This is a genomic window from Methylobacterium sp. Leaf85 (assembly GCF_001422125.1).
In the GTDB taxonomy this organism is placed as follows: Bacteria; Pseudomonadota; Alphaproteobacteria; order Rhizobiales; family Beijerinckiaceae; genus Methylobacterium; species Methylobacterium bullatum.
Genome location: NZ_LMME01000001.1, coordinates 258,187 through 279,200 on the forward strand (window position 1 = coordinate 258,187; position 21,014 = coordinate 279,200).

17 protein-coding genes and 1 other RNA gene are annotated in these 21,014 nt (G+C 67.6%); 9 read left to right on the plus strand and 9 right to left on the minus strand.

Going from position 1 to position 21,014, the window contains the following annotated elements; translation table 11 throughout:
* Positions 1 to 93 precede the first annotated feature (93 nt).
* Positions 94 to 1,719: an ABC-F family ATP-binding cassette domain-containing protein gene (locus tag ASF08_RS01200; RefSeq protein WP_018045198.1), complete on the plus strand. Its 1,626-nt coding sequence runs from the start codon at positions 94 to 96 to the stop codon at positions 1,717 to 1,719.
* Between the two features lie 318 nt (positions 1,720 to 2,037).
* Here ASF08_RS01200 and ASF08_RS01205 read toward each other — a convergent pair whose 3' ends face one another.
* The gene (locus tag ASF08_RS01205) at positions 2,038 to 2,166 is read right to left on the minus strand and encodes a hypothetical protein (protein ID WP_056140220.1); all 129 of its coding nucleotides are present in this window, start codon (positions 2,164 to 2,166) and stop codon (positions 2,038 to 2,040) included.
* Between the two features lie 152 nt (positions 2,167 to 2,318).
* Here ASF08_RS01205 and ASF08_RS01210 point away from each other — a divergent pair, with 152 nt between their 5' ends.
* Complete coding sequence (locus ASF08_RS01210; protein WP_056140222.1) at positions 2,319 to 3,566, plus strand: NupC/NupG family nucleoside CNT transporter; 1,248 nt, start codon at positions 2,319 to 2,321, stop codon at positions 3,564 to 3,566.
* 10 nt (positions 3,567 to 3,576) lie between these two features.
* Here ASF08_RS01210 and minE read toward each other — a convergent pair whose 3' ends face one another.
* From minE to minC (ASF08_RS01230), 4 genes are all read right to left on the minus strand, one after another.
* Positions 3,577 to 3,882 carry a cell division topological specificity factor MinE gene (gene minE / locus ASF08_RS01215; protein ID WP_018045195.1) on the minus strand — a complete coding sequence of 102 codons (306 nt, stop codon included), beginning with the start codon at positions 3,880 to 3,882 and terminating at the stop codon, positions 3,577 to 3,579.
* Positions 3,879 to 4,694, minus strand: a complete 816-nt coding sequence (gene minD, locus ASF08_RS01220) for a septum site-determining protein MinD (RefSeq protein ID WP_018045194.1) — start codon at positions 4,692 to 4,694, stop codon at positions 3,879 to 3,881. Before minD ends, minE begins: the two co-directional genes overlap by 4 nt.
* 12 nt (positions 4,695 to 4,706) lie before the next feature.
* Positions 4,707 to 5,405 carry a septum site-determining protein MinC gene (gene minC / locus ASF08_RS01225; RefSeq protein WP_051074338.1) on the minus strand — a complete coding sequence of 233 codons (699 nt, stop codon included), beginning with the start codon at positions 5,403 to 5,405 and terminating at the stop codon, positions 4,707 to 4,709.
* Between the two features lie 121 nt (positions 5,406 to 5,526).
* The gene (gene minC / locus ASF08_RS01230) at positions 5,527 to 6,225 is read right to left on the minus strand and encodes a septum site-determining protein MinC (protein WP_274534474.1); all 699 of its coding nucleotides are present in this window, start codon (positions 6,223 to 6,225) and stop codon (positions 5,527 to 5,529) included.
* 176 nt (positions 6,226 to 6,401) lie between these two features.
* On the opposite strand from minC (ASF08_RS01230), the gene ASF08_RS01235 reads away from it, so the two are divergent.
* From ASF08_RS01235 to ASF08_RS01250, 4 genes are all read left to right on the plus strand, one after another.
* Complete coding sequence (locus tag ASF08_RS01235) at positions 6,402 to 7,418, plus strand: ArsR/SmtB family transcription factor (RefSeq protein WP_056140223.1); 1,017 nt, start codon at positions 6,402 to 6,404, stop codon at positions 7,416 to 7,418.
* A gap of 65 nt (positions 7,419 to 7,483) precedes the next feature.
* The gene (gene metF / locus ASF08_RS01240) at positions 7,484 to 8,404 is read left to right on the plus strand and encodes a methylenetetrahydrofolate reductase [NAD(P)H] (protein ID WP_056140226.1); all 921 of its coding nucleotides are present in this window, start codon (positions 7,484 to 7,486) and stop codon (positions 8,402 to 8,404) included.
* 157 nt (positions 8,405 to 8,561) lie between these two features.
* A complete protein-coding gene (metH, locus tag ASF08_RS01245; RefSeq protein WP_056140229.1) occupies positions 8,562 to 12,314 on the plus strand; it encodes a methionine synthase in 3,753 nt (1,250 codons plus the stop codon).
* A 114-nt stretch (positions 12,315 to 12,428) separates the two neighbouring features.
* Complete coding sequence (locus ASF08_RS01250; RefSeq protein WP_056140233.1) at positions 12,429 to 12,863, plus strand: hypothetical protein; 435 nt, start codon at positions 12,429 to 12,431, stop codon at positions 12,861 to 12,863.
* A gap of 17 nt (positions 12,864 to 12,880) precedes the next feature.
* Here the strand turns inward: ASF08_RS01250 and ASF08_RS01255 are convergent, their stop codons facing one another.
* Positions 12,881 to 13,102, minus strand: coding sequence for a hypothetical protein (locus ASF08_RS01255; protein ID WP_056140236.1), 222 nt, complete (start codon positions 13,100 to 13,102; stop codon positions 12,881 to 12,883).
* Positions 13,103 to 13,333: 231 nt separating this feature from the next.
* Here ASF08_RS01255 and fae point away from each other — a divergent pair, with 231 nt between their 5' ends.
* The gene (fae, locus tag ASF08_RS01260) at positions 13,334 to 13,873 is read left to right on the plus strand and encodes a formaldehyde-activating enzyme (RefSeq protein ID WP_056140822.1); all 540 of its coding nucleotides are present in this window, start codon (positions 13,334 to 13,336) and stop codon (positions 13,871 to 13,873) included.
* Between the two features lie 102 nt (positions 13,874 to 13,975).
* Here fae and ASF08_RS01265 read toward each other — a convergent pair whose 3' ends face one another.
* Together ASF08_RS01265 and pepN are read right to left on the minus strand one after the other, a co-directional pair.
* Positions 13,976 to 16,381 (minus strand): PAS domain-containing sensor histidine kinase, encoded by a 2,406-nt coding sequence (locus ASF08_RS01265; protein ID WP_056140240.1) that lies wholly within the window; start codon positions 16,379 to 16,381, stop codon positions 13,976 to 13,978.
* A 191-nt stretch (positions 16,382 to 16,572) separates the two neighbouring features.
* On the minus strand, positions 16,573 to 19,215 hold the full coding sequence (pepN, locus tag ASF08_RS01270) for an aminopeptidase N (protein WP_056140243.1): 2,643 nt from the start codon (positions 19,213 to 19,215) through the stop codon (positions 16,573 to 16,575).
* A 167-nt stretch (positions 19,216 to 19,382) separates the two neighbouring features.
* Here pepN and ASF08_RS01275 point away from each other — a divergent pair, with 167 nt between their 5' ends.
* Positions 19,383 to 19,823, plus strand: a complete 441-nt coding sequence (locus ASF08_RS01275) for a VOC family protein (RefSeq protein ID WP_018045183.1) — start codon at positions 19,383 to 19,385, stop codon at positions 19,821 to 19,823.
* 52 nt (positions 19,824 to 19,875) lie between these two features.
* Here ASF08_RS01275 and ASF08_RS25230 read toward each other — a convergent pair whose 3' ends face one another.
* Positions 19,876 to 20,052: a hypothetical protein gene (locus ASF08_RS25230; RefSeq protein ID WP_018045182.1), complete on the minus strand. Its 177-nt coding sequence runs from the start codon at positions 20,050 to 20,052 to the stop codon at positions 19,876 to 19,878.
* Between the two features lie 167 nt (positions 20,053 to 20,219).
* On the opposite strand from ASF08_RS25230, the gene rnpB reads away from it, so the two are divergent.
* Positions 20,220 to 20,613: RNase P RNA component class A (rnpB, locus tag ASF08_RS02505), an RNA gene on the plus strand.
* Positions 20,614 to 21,014 lie beyond the last annotated feature (401 nt).

Genomic DNA, 21,014 nt, shown 5'->3' on the forward strand with positions numbered 1-21,014 from the left:
GCCCTCGCGCTCGTTGCTGCACTGCGATAGGAGGAGGGTCATCCTCCCGTGTGGCCATCGGCCCGCATCTCCCCTGCGTTTGGCCGCTGACCCATGATCCAGATCGAAGACCTCACTTTCAGTGCCTGGGGCCGGCGCTTCTTCGACCGCGCGAGCGTGGCCGTCCCGCCCGGATCGAAGGTCGGGCTCGTCGGCCGCAACGGTGTCGGCAAGTCGACCCTGTTCAAGATCATCCTCGGCGAGTTCCAGCCCGACAGCGGCGAGATCCTCCTGCCGAAGAATGCCCGCGTCGCCTCTGTCGATCAGGAGCACCCGGCGACCCCCGTCACCCTCATCGACACCATCCTGGCGGCGGATATCGAGCGCGAGGCGCTGAACCTCGAACTCGAGACCGCCGAGCCCGAGCGCATGGGCGAGATCTACGGCCGGCTGATCGAGATCGACGCCGACCGGGCTCCCGCGCGGGCGGGCGAAATTCTCGCCGGCCTCGGCTTCTCGGTGGAGGACCTGACCCGGCCGATGTCGGAATTCTCCGGAGGCTGGCGCATGCGTGTGGCTTTGGCCGCCGCGCTCTTCGCCGAGCCGGACATGCTGCTCCTCGACGAGCCCACCAACTACCTCGATCTGGAGGGTGCCCTGTGGCTCGAGGCGCGGCTGAAGCGCTATCCGCATTCGGCGCTGATCATCAGCCACGACCGCGAGCTTCTGAACAACTCGGTGGACGCGATCCTTCACGTCGCCAACGGCAAGCTCGAACTCTATACCGGCGGCTACGACGATTTCGAGAAGCGCAGGGCCGAGAAGGCGCGGCTGCAGGCCTCGACCAAGATGAAGCAGGACGCCGAGCGCGCCCATCTGCAGAGCTTCGTCGACCGGTTCAAGGCCTCGGCCTCCAAGGCGGCGCAGGCCCAGTCACGCATGAAGCGCCTCGCCAAGATGGAGCCCATCTCCACCACCATCGAGGAGCATGTGGCCCCGTTCCACCTGCCTTCGCCCAAGCGCCCGCTGGCGCCGCCGCTGATGCATCTCACCGATGCCACCATCGGCTATGGCAATGACGAGCCGGTGCTGCGCGACCTCAACCTGACCCTCGACGTCGATGACCGGATCGGCCTTCTCGGCGTGAACGGCGCCGGCAAGTCGACCTTCGCCAAGATGGCGGCCGGCGCCCTGAAGGTGCGGGACGGGCGCATGGTACGCGAGGGCCGGGTGCAGGTCGGCTGGTTCCACCAGCACCAGATCGAGGCCCTCGACCCGAAGGACACGCCCCTCGACATCATCCGCCGCGAGCGGCCGGACGACAGCGAATCGGGCCGTCGCGCCAAGCTCGCCAGCTTCGGCCTCGCCTTCGACAAGCAGGAGACCACGGTGGACGCGCTCTCGGGCGGCGAACGCGCCCGGCTCCTGCTCAACCTCGTGGCGATGCAGGCGCCCCACCTGCTCATCCTCGACGAGCCGACGAACCACCTCGACATCGACAGCCGCCGGGCCTTGCTCGACGCGCTGAACGATTACGGCGGCGCCGTCATCCTCATCACCCACGACCGTTCGCTGATGGAACTGGTGGCCGACCGCCTCTGGCTCGCCGCCGACCGCACGGTGAAGCCCTTCGCCGGCGACATGGACGATTACGCCCGCTTCGTCCTCGACCGGTCGAAGACCGGTAAGACCGCGCCGGGGCAGGGCCGGGAGAAGAAGAACAAGCGCAAGGCGGCGTGAGGGAGAGGCTTTTTCGTGTTGCCGTGGCGGCGGCGCATACTGCCTTCTCGCCCGAACGAACCCGCGGTCACTCGTTTCCACCGCGCCGACTGAATTCGTCGATCTGCTCTATCGGGCAGAACCACGTCCCTCTCCCCCTTGTGGGGAGAGGTCAGGAGTGGGGGGGGGCTGCGCCTGCCTCCGTAGCGTGAGGGTCGCCCAACCACCCCCACCTCCAACTCCTCCCCACAAGGGGGAGGAGAGCTGCGCAGCCCTCGAACCATGTGAACTTCGTAGCCCCTCTCCCCGCATGCTGGGGAGAGGGGATGCTGGCCGAGCTTACTTCCGCAGGATCTTCGTCACGAGGCGGCCGATCGGGTTGCTCGAATCGTAGTTGCGGTCGTCGCGGACGACGGGGCGGTTCTCGTTGCCGAGAAGCTTGGTGACGAGGCGTCCGATGAGGCTCATGGCTGTATCCCTTCAAACCGGTTATGCGCCGCATTACGGCGCAGCTTGACGGTCAACACGCCGGACGTCCTCCCGTTCCGGATGAACCCCCACATGACCCGCGCCCGTCCCGGCATCGCCCTTGCTCCTCTCGGGTGGAGAGAGGGGACACGATGACCGAGCGATTGCTCCATGCCGGCGCGAGCCTGGCGCTGCTCCTCGCCGTCGCGATCTTGTTCTCGACCAATCGCCGGGCGATCCGGCCCCGGACCGTCGTCTCGGCCCTCGCCCTGCAGATCGCGATTGGCGCCGTCGTGCTGTTCGTGCCCGTGGGGCGGCAGGCCCTCAATGCGGCGGCGACGCTGGTCCAGACGGTTCTGGCCTATGGCGACCGTGGGGTCCTGTTCCTGTTCGGCGGCCTCGTCGAGCCGCGCATGTTCGAGCTCTTCGGCGGCAGCGGCTTCATCCTGGCCCTGCGGGTGCTGCCGCAGATCCTCTACGTCTCGGCGCTGATCGCGATCCTGTATCATCTGAAGGTGATGCAGACGCTGGCCCGCCTCATCGGGGCCGGGCTTCAGCGGGTGCTCGGCACCTCGCCCATCGAGACCTTCTCGGCCGTCATCACCATCGTCATCGGCCAGAGCGAGATCGCGGTGGCCCTGCGGCCGTTCCTGATCCTGCTGACCGGGGCCGAATTGTTCGCCGTGATGTCGAGCGGGGCCGCGTCCACCGCCGGATCGATCCTGGCCGGCTACGCCGCGTTGGGCGTGCCGATGGAATATCTGCTGGCCGCCGGCGTCATGGCGATTCCCGGCGGGCTTCTCTACGCCAAGATCCTGATGCCCTCGACGGAGCCGACGCGGGTGACGACGATGCGGGTGGAATTCGCCGAGACGCGGGCGGTGAACCTCATCGAGGCGGCGGCCGACGGCACGCAGAAGGGCCTCGTCATCGCGGTGTCGGTGGGCGCCATGCTGATCGCCTTCACCGGGCTCATCGCCCTTCTCAACGGCATCGCCGGATGGGGCGGCGGACTCGTCGGCTATCCGTCCCTCAGCATCGAGGGCGTGCTCGGGCTCGCCTTCGCGCCGCTGGCCTGGCTCATGGGCGTGCCCTGGAGCGAGGCCGGTCTGGTCGGCGGTGCCATCGGGCAGAAGATCGCCTTCAACGAGTTCCTGGCCTATGCCCAGCTCTCGCCGGTGCTCAAGGCCGGCACGCTCGATGCCCGGACGACGGCCATCCTGTGCTTCGCCCTGTGCGGCTTCGCCAATCTGGCTTCCATCGCGATCCAGCTCGCGAGTCTGGCGAGCCTCGTCCCCGAGAGGAGGTCCGAGATCGCACGCTATGGAATGCGCGCGATCCTGGCTGGTACCTTGTCGAACCTGACGAGTGCGACGATCGCCGGCCTGTTCATCGGCTGACGGCGGACCGTCACGCGGCGGCGCGCTTGGCCTTGGACGGCTTGGCCGCCGCCGGGGCGGCCTTGGCCGGCGCCGTGACCGGGAGTTCGATGTCGACCCCGAGGGTCGACATGTCCTGGCCCCGCTCCAGGCGGATCTGGACCTTGTCCCGCTCCACCGTGACGTGTTTGGCGATGACGGCGAGGATCTCCTCCCGCAGGAGCATCACCAGGTCGGAGCCGCCGGCCCCGGCCCGTTCATGGGCCAGGATCAGCTGGAGACGGTCGCGGGCCGTGGGGGCCGAGGCGCGTTTGCTGAAGAGGTTGCGCAGGCTCATGCCGCCCTCCGGGTGAACAGCTTGTTGAGGAGAGACTTCTTGTCGGACGGCACGGTCATCGGCACGGTATCGCCCTTCAGGCGGCGGACGGCGTCGATATAGGCCCGGGCCGGGGCGCTGAGCGGGTTGTTCATCGTCACCGGGCAGCCGACATTGGAGGCGCGCAGCACTTCCAGGCTCTCGGGGATGATGGCGAGCAGCGGGATCGAGAGGATCTCGAGCACGTCGTCGACCTTCAGCATGTCGCCGCGGTCGGCGCGGGCGGGGTCGTAGCGGGTGAGGATGAGGTGTTTCTCCATCACCTCGCCGCGCTCGGCCTTCAGCGTCTTGGAATCCAGGAGACCGATGATCCGGTCGGAATCGCGCACCGAGGAGACTTCCGGGTTCGTGACGACGACGGCGAGGTCGGCGTGGCGCATGGCCAGGGTGGCTCCGCGCTCGATTCCGGCCGGGGAATCGCAGATCACCCAGTCGAACTTCTCGCGCAGCTCTTCCATCACCTTGGCGACGCCCTCGTCGGTGAGGGCGTCCTTGTCGCGGGTCTGCGAGGCGGGCAGCAGCGACAGGTTCTCGAGCCGCTTGTCGCGGATCAGCGCCTGGTTGAGCTTGGCATCGCCGTTGACCACGTTGATGAGGTCGTAGACCACGCGCCGCTCGGCGCCCATCACGAGGTCGAGGTTACGCAGGCCGACGTCGAAATCGACGACGGCGACGCTCTGTCCGGCCTGCGCGAGTGCCGCGCCGAGAGCCGCTGTGGTGGTCGTCTTGCCGACGCCGCCCTTGCCAGATGTAACGACCAGAACCTTGGCCATGCGTGTGTCTCCTTAATCCAAGGTTGCCATTTTGATGGAGCCGCTATCGAGCCAGATCTGCACGGGTTTCCCGCGCAGGGTCGTGCCCATGTCCTCGGCCGTGCGGACGAGGCGATCGATCCCGAGCAGTTCGGGCTCGAACTTGCGGCAGTAGATGCGGGCGCGGGGGTTGCGGGCGGCACCGGCGATGGCCCGGCCGCGAAGCGCCCCGTAGACGTGGATCGAGCCACCGGCGAGGATCTCGGCGCCGGAGGCCACCGAACCCATGACGGTGACGTCACCGGTGGGATGCGTGATCGACTGGCCGGACCGGACCGAGCCCTCGATCATGAGAGACGTGGTTTCCGGCTCGGCATCCTTCGGAATCTCGATGCCGAGGGTGGGCCGTCCGTTCACGAGGAGCGGGGGCAGGGCGAGACCGTCGAGCATCGTCGTTCCCGCCAGGGTCGCCGCCGCGCCCTCGATGCCGAGGATGCGGATGCGGCGGGCACCGAGATCGGCCAGGACCTTGCCGAGCACGTCCGGGTCCGACCCGAGCGCCGCGATGTCGAGGATGAGGGGGCGGCCGTCGAACAGGGTCGGCGACCGCTTCAGCGAGGCGTCCAGATCGGCGAACCAATCGGGAAGCGGAGCTTCCGGAGCCAGGACGAGTGCCTTGAAGGCACGGCCTCGTAGCGTCACGGATCGGCGGGATGGAGGGGCGTGTGTCACGGGCTCTCGCGATTCCTTACCGAACCATTGACGGTCCTTATGGTTACCGCTTGGTTAACGAGCCGGCTTTCTGTGATCCTGTGACCCTATAATCCTGCGATCCCGGGTTCCTGTGTCGGCGCTACTCCAGCGCGGCGACCTTGATCGCATCCCCGTCCAGGCGGATCTGCGCCGGTTGGCCCCGGCGGGCCGGCCCGAGATCGTCGGCCGTCCGGTAGAGACCGTCGATGGCGAGCAGTTCCGGCTCGAACTTGCGGCAGGTGATGCGGGCATCGGGATTGCCGGAGGCGCCCGCGATGGCCCGCCCCCGCAGCGCTCCATAGATATGGATGGAGCCGCCGGCGATCACTTCCGCCCCGGAGGCCACCGATCCCATGATGGTGATGTCGCCTTCGAGATGCAGGATCGTCTGACCCGACCGGACCGGCTGGTCGAGGATCAGCGAACGGGCGGCGCGCGGCGGCTCCGCGTGCGTGGGCGCGGGCGCGTCCGGCGTGGCGACCTCGTCCACCGGCCGTCCGCCGGCCGGGGCGGGGGGCAGCCCCTCGCCGAGGCTGCCGGATTTGGCTCCCTCGATTCCCATCACGGTGACGTCGCGGGCCTTGAGCTCGGAGACCAGGGCGGTGAGGTCCGCGCGGTCGAGCCCGAGGCCGGACACGTCGAGGATCACCGGGCGCCCCACGAAGAAAGCGGGGGAGCGCCGGGACAGCGCGTCGAGGTCTTCGAGCCAGTCATGCACCGGTGCCGAGGGGGCCAGCACCAGGGCCATGAAGGAGCGGCCACGGAAACGGATCGGGGGACGGGAATTCGGCTGGGTCACGCGGTGGCGTTTCTGTTGTTCCGGAATCGACAAGGGACGTGTTGAGCCGACCATATCGGCAGATCGCCCGGAACGCTCCCCTCCCGGCATCGTCGCCCACGCCTGTTTCTCTCAGGACTCCGGCCAGCCGCCGTTTCCCCTTGCCATGCGTCCGGATCGAACATAAAGATATCTTTATGTCTCAAGAGAGTGCCAAGGCGACGGTCGTCCTTCCTTTCTCCGATGCCCTCGGTGTGCTGCGCGCCACGGCCGAAGAGACGCGCCTGCGCATCCTCGCTTTGCTGATGCAGGGGGAATTGTCGGTCTCCGATCTCACCGACATCCTCGGCCAGTCGCAGCCGCGCATCTCTCGCCATCTCAAGCTTCTCGTCGAGGCCGGGCTGGTGGAGCGGCATCGCGAGGGGGCCTGGGCGTTCTTTCGGCTGATCGAGGCGAGGACGGGTCTGGTGGAGCCCCTCGTCGGGGGTCTCGACCGGTCGAGCCCGCCTTTGTCCGAGGATCGGGCCCGGTTGGAGGGCGTGCGGGCCCAGCGCGCGGATGCCGCGCAGAGCTTCTTCGCCCGCCTCGCCCCGAAATGGGACCAGCTCCGCTCGCTCCACGTGCCGGAGGCGATGGTGGAGGCGGCGGTGATCGACGCCCTCGGATCGCGGCCGGTGCGGAGCCTGATCGATCTCGGTACCGGCACGGGGCGGATGCTCGGGCTCCTCGCTCCCAGGGCCTCCCGCGCCACGGGGCTCGATTCGAGCCACGCCATGCTCTCCGTCGCCCGCGCCAATCTGGAGCGGGCCGGGCTGTCCGGCGTGGACCTGCGCCAGGGCGACATCCATGCGCCGCCCTTCGGCCGGGGCAGCTTCGACCTCGTGGTGGTGCATCAGGTGCTGCATTATCTCGACGATCCCGCTCGTGCGCTCCGCGAGGCGGCACGGCTCGTGGCGCCCGGAGGCCGGCTTCTCGTGGTGGATTTCGCGCCGCACGATCTCGAATTCCTGCGCGAGGAGCAGGCCCATCGCCGCCTCGGCTTCGCCGCCGAGCAGGTGACGGGCTGGCTCGCCGATGCCGGGCTCGGCATGGTGGCGACACGGCATCTCGCCCCGGCCGACGAGAGCGGGCACCAGCTCACCGTGACCCTCTGGCTCGCCGCCTCGGCGGCGGAGCCGACCCTCGCTTCCGAGGCGGAGCGCGCGGTGGCCTGACCGGCCGATGCCGAAATCCGTCTCGAATACACACGTCTGAACCGAAAGATCTTGAGGACGACCCGATGCCCACCGCTTCCCATCACCGCGCCAGCCGCGACGGCTACCGTCCGATCCAGGTCTCCATCGAGTTCTTCCCGCCGAAGACCGACGAGATGGAGAAGGTCCTGTGGTCGTCGATCGAGCGGCTCGCCCCGCTCCAGCCGAAATTCGTCTCGGTGACCTATGGGGCCGGCGGCTCCACCCGCGAGCGCACCCACAACACCGTGGCGCGGATGATCAAGGAGACGAGCCTCAAGCCCGCCGCCCATCTCACCTGCGTGGACGCCACCCGCGAGGAGATCGACGAGGTCGTGCAATCCTATTGGGATGCCGGGGTACGCCACATCGTGGCCCTGCGCGGTGACCCGCAGGACGGTGTCGGCACCGCCTATCGGCCGCATCCCGGCGGCTATGCCAGGACCAGCGATCTCGTGGCCGGCATCAAGCGGATCGGCGACTTCAAGGTCTCGGTCTCGGCCTATCCGGAGAAGCACCCCGAGGCGGCTACCCTCGACGCCGATATCGACGCCCTGAAGGCCAAGGTCGATGCGGGCGCCGACCAGGCGATCACGCAGTTCTTCTTCGAGAACGACGTCTATCTCCGCTACGTCGACAAGGTCCGCGCGGCCGGGATCGAGATCCCGATCATCCCCGGCATCCTGCCGGTGCAGAACTTCAAGCAATCCGCCAATTTCGCCCGCCGCACCGGCGCCTCGGTGCCGTATTGGCTGGCCGCCCGGTTCGAGGGGCTGGACAACGATGTCGATACCCGCCGCCTGATCGCGGCGGCGGTCGCGGCCGAGCAGGTGCTCGATCTGGTGGACGAAGGCGTCAACGACTTCCATTTCTACTCGATGAACCGCTCCGACCTCGTCTATGCGATCTGCCATCTCCTCGGCCTGCGCGCGCAGGCGCCGAAGGTGGCGGCGGCGAAGGCGGCCTGAACGACCCTGGGACGGGGGCCTCTCCTCCCCCTTGTGGGGAGGAGCTGGAGGTGGGGGTGGCGTCGGATACGGCGCGGCATCTTCGCGGCCACCCCCACCCCTGACCCCTCCCCACAAGGGGGAGGGGGATCATCTGCGACGGAACTTGAGAGACCCCATGACAGACCTCCGCCCCGTTGACGGAAAAGAGATCGAAACCGCCCTGCGCCAGCGGGCAGCGGAAAAAATCCTCGTCCTCGACGGGGCGATGGGTACCGTGATCCAGCGCCTCGGCTACGGCGAGGCGGATTTTCGCGGGGGGCGCTTCCTCGATCACGGACACGACCAGAAGGGCAACAACGACCTCCTGATCCTGACGCAGCCCGACGCGATCCGGCAGATCCACCTCGACTACTTCCTGGCCGGGGCCGACGTCTGCGAGACCAACACCTTCTCGGGCACCACCATCGCCCAGGCCGATTACGGCATGGAATCGATCGTCCACGAGCTGAATGCGCAAGGCGCGCGGCTCGCCCGCGAGGCCGCCGCTTTGGCCGAGAAGCAGGATGGGCGCCGCCGCTTCGTCGCCGGCGCCATCGGCCCGACGAACCGTACCCTGTCGATCTCGCCGGACGTGAACAATCCGGGCTACCGGGCGGTGACCTTCGATCAGGTCAAGACCGCCTACATGGAACAGGTGCGCGGCCTGATCGATGGCGGCGCCGAGCTGATCCTCATCGAAACCATCTTCGACACGCTCAACGCCAAGGCGGCGGTGGCGGCGGCCTGGGCGGTGTTCGAGGAGACCGGCACCACCCTGCCGATCATGATCTCGGGCACCATCACCGATCTCTCCGGTCGTACCCTCTCGGGCCAGACCCCGGAAGCGTTCTGGAACGCGCTGCGCCATGCCAGCCCGCTCACCATCGGGCTGAACTGCGCGCTCGGCGCCAAGGAGATGCGCGCTCACATCTCCGAACTCTCGCGCATCGCCGACACCCTGGTCTGCGCCTATCCGAATGCGGGTCTCCCCAACGAGTTCGGCCTTTATGACGAGAGCCCCGAAGCCATGGGCAGGCTGGTGGGCGAGTTCGCCACCTCCGGCCTCGTCAACATGGTCGGCGGCTGCTGCGGCACCACGCCGGACCATATCCGCGCCATCGCGCAGGCCGTGGAGGGCGTGAAGCCCCGCGCGATCCCGGAGGTGCCCCGCCTGATGCGCCTGTCGGGCCTCGAGCCCTTCACGCTGACGAAGGAGATTCCCTTCGTGAATGTGGGCGAGCGCACCAACGTCACCGGCTCGGCCAAATTCCGCAAGCTCGTCACCGCCGGCGACTACGCGGCCGCTCTCGACGTGGCCCGCGATCAGGTGGCGGCGGGCGCCAGCATCATCGACATCAACATGGACGAGGGCCTGCTCGATTCCGAGAAGGCGATGGTCGAGTTCCTCAACCTCGTCGCCGCCGAGCCGGACATCGCCCGCGTGCCGGTGATGATCGATTCCTCGAAATTCCACGTCATCGAGGCCGGGCTCAAATGCGTCCAGGGCAAGGCCATCGTGAACTCGATCTCCATGAAGGAGGGCGTCGAGAAGTTCATCGCCGATGCCAAGGTCTGCCGCTCCTACGGCGCTGCCGTGGTGGTGATGGCCTTCGACGAGCAAGGCCAGGCCGACTCTTACGAGCGCAAGGTCGAGATCTGCACCAAGGCCTATAAGGTTCTGACCGAGGAGGTCGGCTTCCCGCCGGAAGACATCATCTTCGATCCCAACGTCTTTGCCGTCGCCACCGGCATCGAGGAGCATAACGGCTACGGCGTCGCCTTCATCGAGGCGACCAAGACCATCCGCGAGACTCTGCCCCATGCCCATATCTCGGGCGGCATCTCGAATCTCAGCTTCGCCTTCCGGGGCAACGAGCCCGTGCGCGAGGCGATGCATGCGGTGTTCCTGTACCATGCGATCCAGGTCGGCATGGATATGGGCATCGTGAATGCCGGCCAGCTCGCGATCTACGCCGAGCTTCCGGCCGAGTTGCGCGAGCTGTGCGAGGACGTCGTCCTCAACCGGCGCGAGGATTCCACCGACCGGCTGCTCGATGCGGCCGCGCGCTTCAAGTCGGGTGGCGGCGTGCAGGCCAAGACGGCCGATCTGTCCTGGCGCGAGGCTCCGGTGGAGAAGCGCATCGAGCACGCCCTGGTCAACGGGATCACCGAGTACATCCTCGTCGACACCGAGGAGGCGCGCCTCGGCGTCGAACGTCCGCTCCACGTCATCGAGGGCCCCCTGATGGCCGGCATGAACGTGGTCGGCGACCTGTTCGGCTCGGGCAAGATGTTCCTGCCGCAGGTGGTGAAGTCCGCCCGCGTGATGAAGCAGGCCGTGGCCTATCTCGAACCCTTCATGGAGGCGGAAAAACTCGCCAATGGCGGCGACGGCAAGCGCCAGGCCGCCGGCAAGATCCTGATGGCGACGGTGAAGGGCGATGTCCACGACATCGGCAAGAACATCGTCGGCGTCGTGCTCGCCTGCAACAATTACGAGATCATCGATCTGGGCGTGATGGTGCCGGCGGCCAAGATCCTCGACGTGGCGCGCAAGGAAAATGTCGACATCGTCGGCCTCTCCGGCCTGATCACGCCCTCGCTGGACGAGATGGTGCATGTGGCCGCCGAGATGGAGCGTGAGGGGTTTTCGGTTCCCCTGCTCATCGGTGGCGCCACGACCAGCCGCGTCCACACCGCCGTGAAGATCCATCCGTCCTATGCACGCGGCCAGACGGTCTACGTCACCGATGCCAGCCGCGCCGTCGGTGTGGTCTCGAGCCTGCTCTCCAAGGAGACGCGGGATTCGACCATCGAGAAGGTGCGGGCCGAGTACAAGAAGGTCGCCGACGCCCATGCGCGTTCGGAACTCGACAAGCAGCGCCTGCCGCTGGCCAAAGCCCGCGCCAATCCGTTCAAGATCGACTGGTCAGGCTACCGTCCGACGAAGCCCAGCTTCACCGGCGTGCGGGTCTACTCCTCCTACGAGGTCGCCGACCTCGTGCCGTATATCGACTGGACGCCGTTCCTCCAGACCTACGAGTTCAAGGGCCGCTACCCGGCGATCTTCGAGGACCCGAACCAGGGTCCGGCGGCAAAGGCCCTGTTCGACGACGCGCAGGAGATGCTGAAGCAGATCGTCGACGAGCGCTGGTTCAACCCGAAGGCGATCATCGGCTTCTGGCCGGCAAATTCGGTGGGCGACGACATCGCGCTCTATACCGGCGAGAGCCGCTCCGAAAAACTCGCGACCTTCCACGGCCTGCGCCAGCAGCTGTCGAAGCGCGACGGGCGCGCCAATACCTGCCTGTCCGACTTCGTGGCACCGACGGAGACGGGCATCGGCGATTACGTCGGCGGCTTCGTGGTCACGGCGGGGCTGGAAGAGGTGCGGATCGCGGAGCGGTTCGAGCGGGCCAACGACGATTACCGCTCGATCCTGGTCAAGGCGCTCGCCGACCGCATTGCCGAGGCGCTGGCCGAGCGCATGCACGAGCGGGTCCGCAAGGAGTTCTGGGGCTATGCCCCCGACGAGACCTTCGCTCCCGACGATCTCGTGCGCGAGGACTATGCCGGCATCCGCCCGGCGCCGGGCTATCCCTCCCAGCCCGACCACACCGAGAAGGTCACCCTGTTCGACCTGCTCAAGGCCGAGTCGCGCATCGGCGTGAAGCTCACCGAGAGCTATGCCATGTGGCCGGGCTCGTCGGTCTCGGGGCTCTACATCGCCCACCCGGACGCGCATTACTTCGGCGTCGCCAAGGTCGAGCGCGATCAGGTGGAGGATTATGCGCTCCGCAAGGGTATGGACCTCCGGGAGGTGGAGCGCTGGCTCGGGCCGATCCTCAACTACGACCCGGCCCGCTACCTCGCGGCGGCGGCGGAGTAAGGCACGCGATTCGGTGGAATGGAGCGCGGGTGTGTCCTGGCGAGGCTTGACCGTCGGACCGCCCGCGCTTCAATGCGATCCCTTGATCGATGGCTTGAGCGGAGCGCGACCACGTTGAACCGGACCACCGGAATCCTGGCCGTCGCGGTCACTCTCGCTCTCGGAGTCTCGGGCTGCACCGGTTTCTCCTACCTGTCGAAGAACTACGCCACCGTGGGCGTCCAGGTGGTGACCATCGGCTGCAAGGACCCGTATTCCGTCTACGACCAACGCCGCGTGAGCAAGATGCTCGTCGTCTCCGACGGTTTGCGCGAGATCACGGGCTGCGGCATCGACGAGCGCTACGACGGGCAGGGCGGCCCGGCGGAGACCCGCGCCAAGCGGTTGCGCGAGGCGGCGCGGGCCTTCCTCGACGAGACGGCCCGCGAGAATTGCAAGATCACCGGGGAAGCGATCTTCTCCGACCTGCAGACTGAGTTCTCCTACATCTGCAAGCCGACGCCGGAAGAGCGCGGCCTCAAGGTGCCCAGGCTCCCCGGTCGCGGCTGAAGAGCCCGGTCCGCCCGTCAGTCCCCGTTGGCTGAGGGCGGACGCGGAAAAGTCCGCTCCGCGGCATCGCCCGAGGCCGCGAGCAGGGCACGGGCGAGGTCGCGCGCCTCCCGCCGGTCGAGGGCGAGAATGGCGGTGAAGGGCGTCCCGGACAGATCCGCGAGGCCGAGTTCGAGCCGCACACCGTCCGGCAATGCGGCGACGGCGAGACTCCAGTCCCGTTCCTGCTGCCCCTTCATGTGCCCCACTCCCGTTCGGCTCGCGGCATCGGACGATGCCGATGCTACGATGCCGGAAACCGCGCATGGAATGACCGATTGCGGCGCGCAGGGCCAGAGGGGAAGCGCGGCCTGCGAAACTCTCTCGGACGCGGGCGATTGACGGGCGGCGGCGGAACGGTGTTTCTCCGCCCGCGAAACGGCCGGATCGCCGGCCGGGCAACCCTCGCCCAGGAACAAGGAAACGCCCACATGTCCGAGATCTGGTTCCGCACCGGAGAGGCCACCGTCCTCGCCGCCGATGGCCAGTACACCGACGCGATGCCGGAGGTGCTGATCGGCTCCACCCGCGGCCCGGTGGGTCAGGCCTTCGCCGGCATGATGGGGCAGGTCCAGGGCCATACCCGCATGTTCGTGGTGCGCGACCTGAACCAGCTCGTGCGCCCCTCCACCATGATGACCACCAAGGCGACGATCCACACGGCGGAATACGTCAACCTGTTGGGCGGCGTGGTTCAGGCCGCCACGGGCGACGCCATCGTCGATTGCGTGATCGAGGGCATCCTGCCGAAGGACGGGCTCGACGACCTGTGCATGATCATCATGATCTGGCTCGACCCGCGCTGCGCCGAGGATGCCAATCTCGACCAGAAGGATCTCTACCGCACCAATTACGAGGCGACGAAGCTCGCCATCGCCCGCGCCATCAAGGGCGAGCCGAGCATCGACGAGCTCATCGCCAACCGCAAGACGGTGAAGCACTACGCGCTCGAGGACATCATCGAGTACTGAGAGGCCGGAAAACCCAAGGGCGGAGGGATGCGCGGGCGTTCCTCCACCCGCGGACCATTCCTATCCGTAAAAAAGCGGCCGGTACGGCGGGGATGGCCGCCCTCAGGCCGATACGGGTGCCAGGACCCGTGGCTGCATCCCGGCCGTTCCGGCGCCGCCGCGGGGCCGCGCGCCCGACACTTCGCGTAAGGAGTCCACCGTCTCGTCGGAGCTCGCGGCGACGAGATCGCGCCGCCGTTCCGCAGTCGGGATTGGCATGCGCACCATGATGATGGTGCCGAGGCCCTCCTCCGAACGGATGCGCAGCGAACCGCCATGCAACTCCGCCATGGAGCGGGCGATGGCGAGACCCAGCCCGGACCCCTTATGGGTGCGCGTGAGATTCGTCTCCACCTGCTGGAAGGGCGAGCCTAGGCGGCGGAGCGCCGCCTTCGGGATGCCGATCCCGTTATCCTCGATGAAGATGTTGACCAGATCGCCGGAGGGGCGCGCCTTGACGACGATGCGCCCGTCGCCTCCGGGGGTGAACTTCACCGCGTTCTGAATGAGGTTCAGGAGGATCTGGTGCAGGGCGCGGCCATCGGCCAGCAGGGTCAGATCGGTGGCGACGTCGACGCCAATGGTCAGCGACTTCGCCTTTGCCGCCTCGGCCACGAGCTTCAGCGCATTCTGGACCGCGTCGTCGAGGGGAACCTCCCGGAGGGCCAGGCGGACGCGGTGCGCTTCGATGCGCGACATGTTGAGGATGTCGTCGATGACCGAGAGCAGGTAGTCGCCGCTGGAGCGGATGTCGCGGCAATACTCGGTGTAGCGCGGTGAGCCGAGCGTCCCGTAGACCCCGCTCTCCATCAACTCCGCGAAGCCCATGATGGCGTTGAGCGGCGTGCGCAGTTCGTGGCTCATGGTGGCGAGGAACTCTGACTTCGCCTGGTTGGCCGTCTCGGCCTGGGCCTTCTGGTCGAGGTAGCGCTCGGCGAGGTCCGCGAGCTGCTGGGTCTGGAGTTCCAGGGTCCGGCGCGAGCGCTTGAGGTCCTTGACCGTCTCGATGAGCTCCCGCTCCGAGGCGACGAGCTGTTCCTGCTGGCGCTTGAGGTTGGTGATGTCGGTGCCGACCGAGACGTACCCGCCGTCCTTGGTCCGCCGCTCGCTGATCTGGAGCCAGCGACCGTCGGTGAGCTCCGCCTCGAAGGTGCGGGCCGTGGCCGACGAGGCCTCGATCTCGCGCAATTCGCGGCGCACCGGCGGCAGGACGCCCCGGCCCATGATCTCGTGGTAGCGCTTGCCCGGAATCGCGTCGTCCGGGCTCAGGGCATGGAGGTGGCGGAACTTCGAATTGCACAGGACGAGGCGGTTGCTCGTGTCCCACAGGACGAAGGCTTCGGAGATCGCCTCCACCGCGTCGCGCAGGCGCATGTCGGCGGTGGCGTTGGATTCGGCGAGCTGGCGCTGCTCGGTGACGTCGAGGGCGATGCCGACGAGGTGACGGCCGCCATCGACCTGATCGGGGACGATCTCGGCGCGGGTGCGCAGCCAGATCCAGCCGCCATTGGCGCTGCGCATGCGGAACTCGTGATCGACGGTGGATTGGCTCGCAGCCAGCTGGCGAGCCAGGGCGTAGAGGTCGCCGTCATCGGGATGGACCAGGGCGTTCACGTCCCCGAAGGACAGGAACTCCCGCTCCCGGCGGTATCCGAGCAGGGCGTACATCGAATCCGACCAGTAGATCCGGCCGCGCGGGATATCCCAGTCCCACAATCCGCAGCGGCCACGACCGAGCGCCGTGTCGAGCCGCTGCTTGATCTGCTCGCAGAGCCTGTCCACCGCGTAGGCGCGCTGGGTCTGGAGCGCGTAGGCGATCCCGATCCCGATGATGACGAGGGCGGCGGCGCCGTAGAGAACCACCTGATGCCGCATCCGCATGGCCCAGGCGTCGAGGATCGGCGCGATGGGCTGGATCACGGCGATCTGGCCGCGGCCCTTGGGAAGCGTCCGCAGGGCCGCGAAGGCCTGCTCGCCATTGGCGAGGGTGAGGGCCATCACGCCGGCGCGCTCGCCCAGCGTGCTGAGCGCCTGCATCTCGCCGAGGCGGTCCGTGAGGGTCCCGCTCAGATCCGTCAGTGCCGGATGGGCGCCGAGGATGGTCTCGGATGCCGAGGTCACGAGGATCTGGCGTCCGGCCGGCATCAGGGACGCGGGAAGGAGCGTCTCCAGGCGCGACCGGATCGCGGGGGAGGTCGCCTCCACATCCGCCAGGGCGCCGGTGACGAGACGCGTGAAGGTCTCGATGTCGGTGACCGTATCGCGCAGGATCTCGCTGCGCTCGCCGCGCAGCTGAAGCGCCGCGCCCGCCGCGAGGCAGACGAGAAACGTGGCCAGAAAGGCAGGCACCGCATAGCGGAGCCAGATCTCGGCACGGACGAACCGGGTATGGGCCGCAGTCTGAGGGCGGTGAATACCAAGAATCGTATCCGCACGTGCGGAGAGGGAAGCGGAATCCGCCTCCAGCATGACAAGTCCCCGCAGCTGTGGATGAGTCGTTCCTCGGCGTGGAGTGAGTCACGCTTCGAATCGTATCCAATTCAGCATTTCCACAGGCAACTTGTCCACGAAATTCTTGGGCGAGCGCTTGACTCTCGGCTCGGTGTGACAATCAGATTCGAAGAATCGATAGTTCGAATTTGACCTTATTTTAGAAAGCGTTAACCATTCTCGAGTGTCCGGCCGAGGATATCGGCCACGTCGCGCGAAAGCCCCCCGGCGGAGGCGAATTCGCCAAGCGTGACCGTAGCTTGAGTCCGCCGTCCGGATTCCAACATTTTCCACGAACCGAACGCGGTGAGGAGCCGCGCGGCGAGCTGTGGATTCGTCCCGTCGATGGTCCGGATCGCGTCCGCCATCAATCTGAAGCCCGCTCCGTCGGGTCGGGCGAACTGGGTCGGGTTCGCCATGGCGAAGGTCCCGAGAAGCGCGCGTACCCGGTTCGGGTTGGTGATGGCGAAAGCCGGATGGCCCTGAAGCGCCGCGACGCGGGAGATGGTGCCATCCTCCGGGATCATCGCCTGCAGGGCGAACCATTTGTCGAGGACCAGCGGCTCGTCGGCATAACGGACGCCGAAGGCATGGAGGGCCGCCTCCCTCGCTTCGCCGGGGATCGCGGCCAGGGTCGAGAGGGCCGCCAGCCGGTCGGTCATGGTGGCGGCCTCGGCGAATTGAGTGGCGGCGAGTTCGCCGCCTCGGACTTCGTCCGCCGCGGCGATGAGGTCGAGGGCGGCGTTGCGCAGGGCCCTGCGCCCGGCCGAGGCCGCATCGGGGCTGAAGGCCGCGCCCGTCGCGTCGGTCATGGCGGCGTGGAGGGAGTCCAGTCGTCGTCCGAGACCCTGCCCGATCTGGCGCCGCAGGGTCCGCCGGGCGCGGTGGACCGCATCGGGATCGACGTCGCCGCCGATTTCGTTGGCGACGTCGCCCTCGCTCGGCATAGCGAGGACGAGGGCGGCGAAAGCCGGATCGCTCAGGGCTTCGGCATCGAGGAAGGTGGCGAGAGCCTCGACGAAGGCCCGCGCGTCCGGTCCCGCATCCTCCGCCGGCGGGGCATCGGCCCTCGTCCGTTCGACGATGAGGCGCATGGCGACGCTCTGGGCCGCCTGCCAGCGGTTGAACGCGTCGGTGTCGCGGGCGAGCAGTCTCAGGCGGTCGGCATCGCTCGATGCCATCTCGATCCGGACCGGGGCGGAGAAGCCCCGCAACAGGGAGGGCACCGGCCTCTCGTCGACCCCTGAGAACACGATCTCGTCGCAGGCGCGGTCGAGGACGAACACACCTTCACCCACGCGCTCGCAGGCGGCGGCGATGGGGCCACCCTCGCCGACGAGGCCGAGGGCGATGGGGATGACGAGGGGCGGGCTGTCCTCGGCGCTGGCCAAGCGCTGGCGGAAGCGCAGGCGATAGGTCCGCGCCGCGGCGTCGTAATCCCCCTCGACGCTCACCACCGGCGTTCCGGGACGCTCGTACCACCGCGCGAAATCCGACAGGTCGCGCCCGGTTTCGGCACTGAACGCGGCGAGGAAATCCTCCACCGTGGCGGCCCGCCCGTCATTGTCGGCGAAGTAGCGGTCCATCCCTGCGCGGAAGGCTGCGGCGCCGATCAGGCTGCGCAGCATGCGCACGATCTCCGCGCCCTTCTCGTAGACGGTGGCCGTGTAGAAGTTGTTGATCTCGGCATAAGCCCGGGGCCGGACCGGATGGGCCAGCGGCCCGGCATCCTCCGGGAACTGGCGGGCACGCAGCGTCCTGACCTCGCCGATGCGATGGACCGCGCGCGAGCGCATGTCCGACGAAAATTCCTGGTCGCGGAAGACCGTGAGGCCCTCCTTCAGGCAGAGCTGGAACCAGTCGCGGCAGGTGACGCGGTTGCCCGACCAATTGTGGAAATACTCGTGGGCGATGATCCGCTCGATCGCCGCGTAATCGGCATCGGTGGCGGTGTCGGGCGAGGCGAGGACGTATTTGTCGTTGAAGATGTTGAGGCCCTTGTTCTCCATGGCGCCCATGTTGAAATCGGACACCGCCACGACGTTGAAGACGTCGAGATCGTAGGCGCGGCCGAACGCCTCCTCGTCCCAGGTCATGGAGCGGGCGATGGCGTCGAGGGCATAGGCGGCCCGGTCCGACTTGCCCGGCTCCACGTAGACGGCGAGGGAAGCGGGGCGGCCCTCCATCGTGGTGAACGGGCGGGACACCCGGTCGAGGCGGCCGCCGACGAGGGCGAAGAGATAAGCGGGCTTCGGGTGCGGATCGTGCCAGATCGCATAATGCCGGCCCTGCCCGGCAGGCCCGGCTTCCGTCAGGTTGCCGTTGCCGAGAAGGACCGGTGCTTCGTCGGCATCGGCCTCGATCCGGGTCGTATAGACCGACATCACGTCGGGCCGGTCGAGGAAGTAGGTGATCCGGCGGAAGCCGTCGGCCTCGCACTGGGTGCAGTAGACGCCGCTCGACCGGTAGAGGCCCATGAGCTTGGTGTTGGCGGTCGGGTCGACCCGCGTCTCGATCGTCAGCGTGAAGGGTTGTCGCGGCGGTTCATGCACCGTCAGCGCCGAGGCGGTGGCGGAATAGGCCGCCGGATCGAGGATTTCGCCGTCGAGCGACAGCCGCGTCAGCGTGAGATCGTCACCGTCCAGCACCAGGGGCGCGTCGGAGCGTCCGTCCGGGTTCGGGCGCAGGGCCAGGGTCGCGACGATCCTGGTCTCGCGGGGATGGAGCCGGACGTCGAGTTCCACCGTGTCGATGAGGTGGTCGCTCGGTCGGTAATCTTCGAGACGGATCAGGGTCGGGCTTTCGGTACGCATGCGGTCGGTCCTGATCGGGAGCGAGGATTGAGAACGGCTCCGTGTCGCCGGTCCGCCGGGCTTCCACCCTCGGGGCGTGAGGGGGCGGGAGCGTCGGGGGCATCGCGGCGTTGACGTCCGGCATAGCCGGGCCACATAGGCGGCATCAACCGGAGACGACCCAGCCCATGGAATACCTGCACACGATGGTCCGCGTGGCGGATCTCGACAAGGCGCTCGCCTTCTACGTGGACACGTTCGGCCTGCGCGAGACCCGCCGCGTGGAGAACGAGAAGGGCCGCTTCACCCTCGTCTTCCTCGCGGCCCCCGGCGATTACGACACGGCCCTGGAGACGAAGGCGCCCCAGGTGGAGCTCACCTACAACTGGGATCCGGAGACCTATTCCGGCGGGCGCAATTTCGGTCACCTCGCCTATCAGGTGGACGACATCTACGCCTTCTGCGCGCGCCTGCAGGACAAGGGCGTGACCATCAATCGGCCACCGCGCGACGGCTACATGGCCTTCGTGAAGTCGCCGGACGGGATCTCCATCGAGATCCTGCAGAAGGGCGAGGCGAAGGCGCCGCAGGAGCCTTGGGCCTCCATGGAGAATACCGGCTCCTGGTAGGACGGCGCAATCGCGGGGCGCGTCATCGCGCCCCGCGCACCGGATCATGAACCTATGCGCCGCCCAATTCATTGGCCGGCGTGATGCCGAGTTCGGCGAGCTTGGCCGAGACGGCTTCGATCGGCCGTTTGAGCTTCAGGCTGATGATGGAGACCGGCACGCGCTCGCGCGCCAGCGTCCGAAGTTCGGATACGTTTTCGAGCGTCCAGGCCGAATCGCTCGTTGCCATGGTCACCTCCTCACGTTGGCGGGCCGCCGCGACGGGCGTGGCCCACCAGGGGAGCTAGGGCCGCCTGGATCGTCGAGCAAGCCGCCGAACAAAATCCCGCCATGGCGCCCGGATGGGCATCCGGCTCCTTGACCTCGGGCGCGATGGCGGCGCACATCCGCGCCGGATCAGTCGGCCGGGCGGCCGCTCCGGTGCGAACCGGGGAGGAAAGTCCGGGCTCCATGGAGAGACGGTGCCGGATAACGTCCGGCGGGGGCGACCCCAGGGACAGTGCCACAGAGAGCAGACCGCCCTGCTTCATGCAGGGTAAGGGTGAAAGGGTGCGGTAAGAGCGCACCGCGGACGCGGCAACGCGGACGGCACGGCAAACCCCACCGGGAGCAAAACCGAATAGGGGCGACACGCTCGGTCCGACAGGACGGGGCAAGCCCTCTCTCCAGGCTCGTCGCCCGGGTTGGTTGCTCGAGGCGTTCGGTAACGATCGTCCCAGAGGAATGGCCGCCACGTCCGGGAGTTCGCTCCCGGGCCCTACAGAACCCGGCTTAAAGGCCGGCTGATCCGCTTCCCGCCGGCACCCTGCGAGCGTCGTTCCACGCATCGAATAGGCTGCATAAAACCGACAAAACTTACCGTCGGTTAACCTTGCTGAGGTCTGATCGGTCTCGACGGAGCCCATGCGGGTCCGCGCGTTGACGGTGCTCAGAGGCTCATGTTACCCGGAATCACTTCGTCAGCGGCGATTTTGGGAACGGCGGACGCGCAGGGCGCTCGTCTGGGGCGAAGTGCGGGCCGCGTCCGCGACGTCCCGTCTTCCTTTGCCGTTCCGTCTCTTCCGGCCGCCTCGGAGCGGTCGATGCCCGCCGCAGGGACGCATGCGTCACATCCTTTCTTCCGTCGCCGTCCGGCGTCCTCGACCCGTTCCGCTTCGGCGCGCTTCGCCCCGGTCCGTCTCGCACGTCGCC

Bases quoted from the DNA above. Each gene is read 5' to 3' on its own strand.
- ASF08_RS01200 (WP_018045198.1), top strand. From the start codon at position 94: ATGATCCAGATCGAAGACCTCACTTTCAGTGCCTGGGGCCGGCGCTTC.
- ASF08_RS01205 (WP_056140220.1), bottom strand. From the start codon at position 2,166: ATGAGCCTCATCGGACGCCTCGTCACCAAGCTTCTCGGCAACGAGAAC.
- ASF08_RS01210 (WP_056140222.1), top strand. From the start codon at position 2,319: ATGACCGAGCGATTGCTCCATGCCGGCGCGAGCCTGGCGCTGCTCCTC.
- minE (WP_018045195.1), bottom strand. From the start codon at position 3,882: ATGAGCCTGCGCAACCTCTTCAGCAAACGCGCCTCGGCCCCCACGGCC.
- minD (WP_018045194.1), bottom strand. From the start codon at position 4,694: ATGGCCAAGGTTCTGGTCGTTACATCTGGCAAGGGCGGCGTCGGCAAG.
- ASF08_RS01235 (WP_056140223.1), top strand. From the start codon at position 6,402: ATGTCTCAAGAGAGTGCCAAGGCGACGGTCGTCCTTCCTTTCTCCGAT.
- metF (WP_056140226.1), top strand. From the start codon at position 7,484: ATGCCCACCGCTTCCCATCACCGCGCCAGCCGCGACGGCTACCGTCCG.
- metH (WP_056140229.1), top strand. From the start codon at position 8,562: ATGACAGACCTCCGCCCCGTTGACGGAAAAGAGATCGAAACCGCCCTG.
- ASF08_RS01255 (WP_056140236.1), bottom strand. From the start codon at position 13,102: ATGAAGGGGCAGCAGGAACGGGACTGGAGTCTCGCCGTCGCCGCATTG.
- fae (WP_056140822.1), top strand. From the start codon at position 13,334: ATGTCCGAGATCTGGTTCCGCACCGGAGAGGCCACCGTCCTCGCCGCC.
- ASF08_RS01265 (WP_056140240.1), bottom strand. From the start codon at position 16,381: ATGCTGGAGGCGGATTCCGCTTCCCTCTCCGCACGTGCGGATACGATT.
- pepN (WP_056140243.1), bottom strand. From the start codon at position 19,215: ATGCGTACCGAAAGCCCGACCCTGATCCGTCTCGAAGATTACCGACCG.
- ASF08_RS01275 (WP_018045183.1), top strand. From the start codon at position 19,383: ATGGAATACCTGCACACGATGGTCCGCGTGGCGGATCTCGACAAGGCG.
- ASF08_RS25230 (WP_018045182.1), bottom strand. From the start codon at position 20,052: ATGGCAACGAGCGATTCGGCCTGGACGCTCGAAAACGTATCCGAACTT.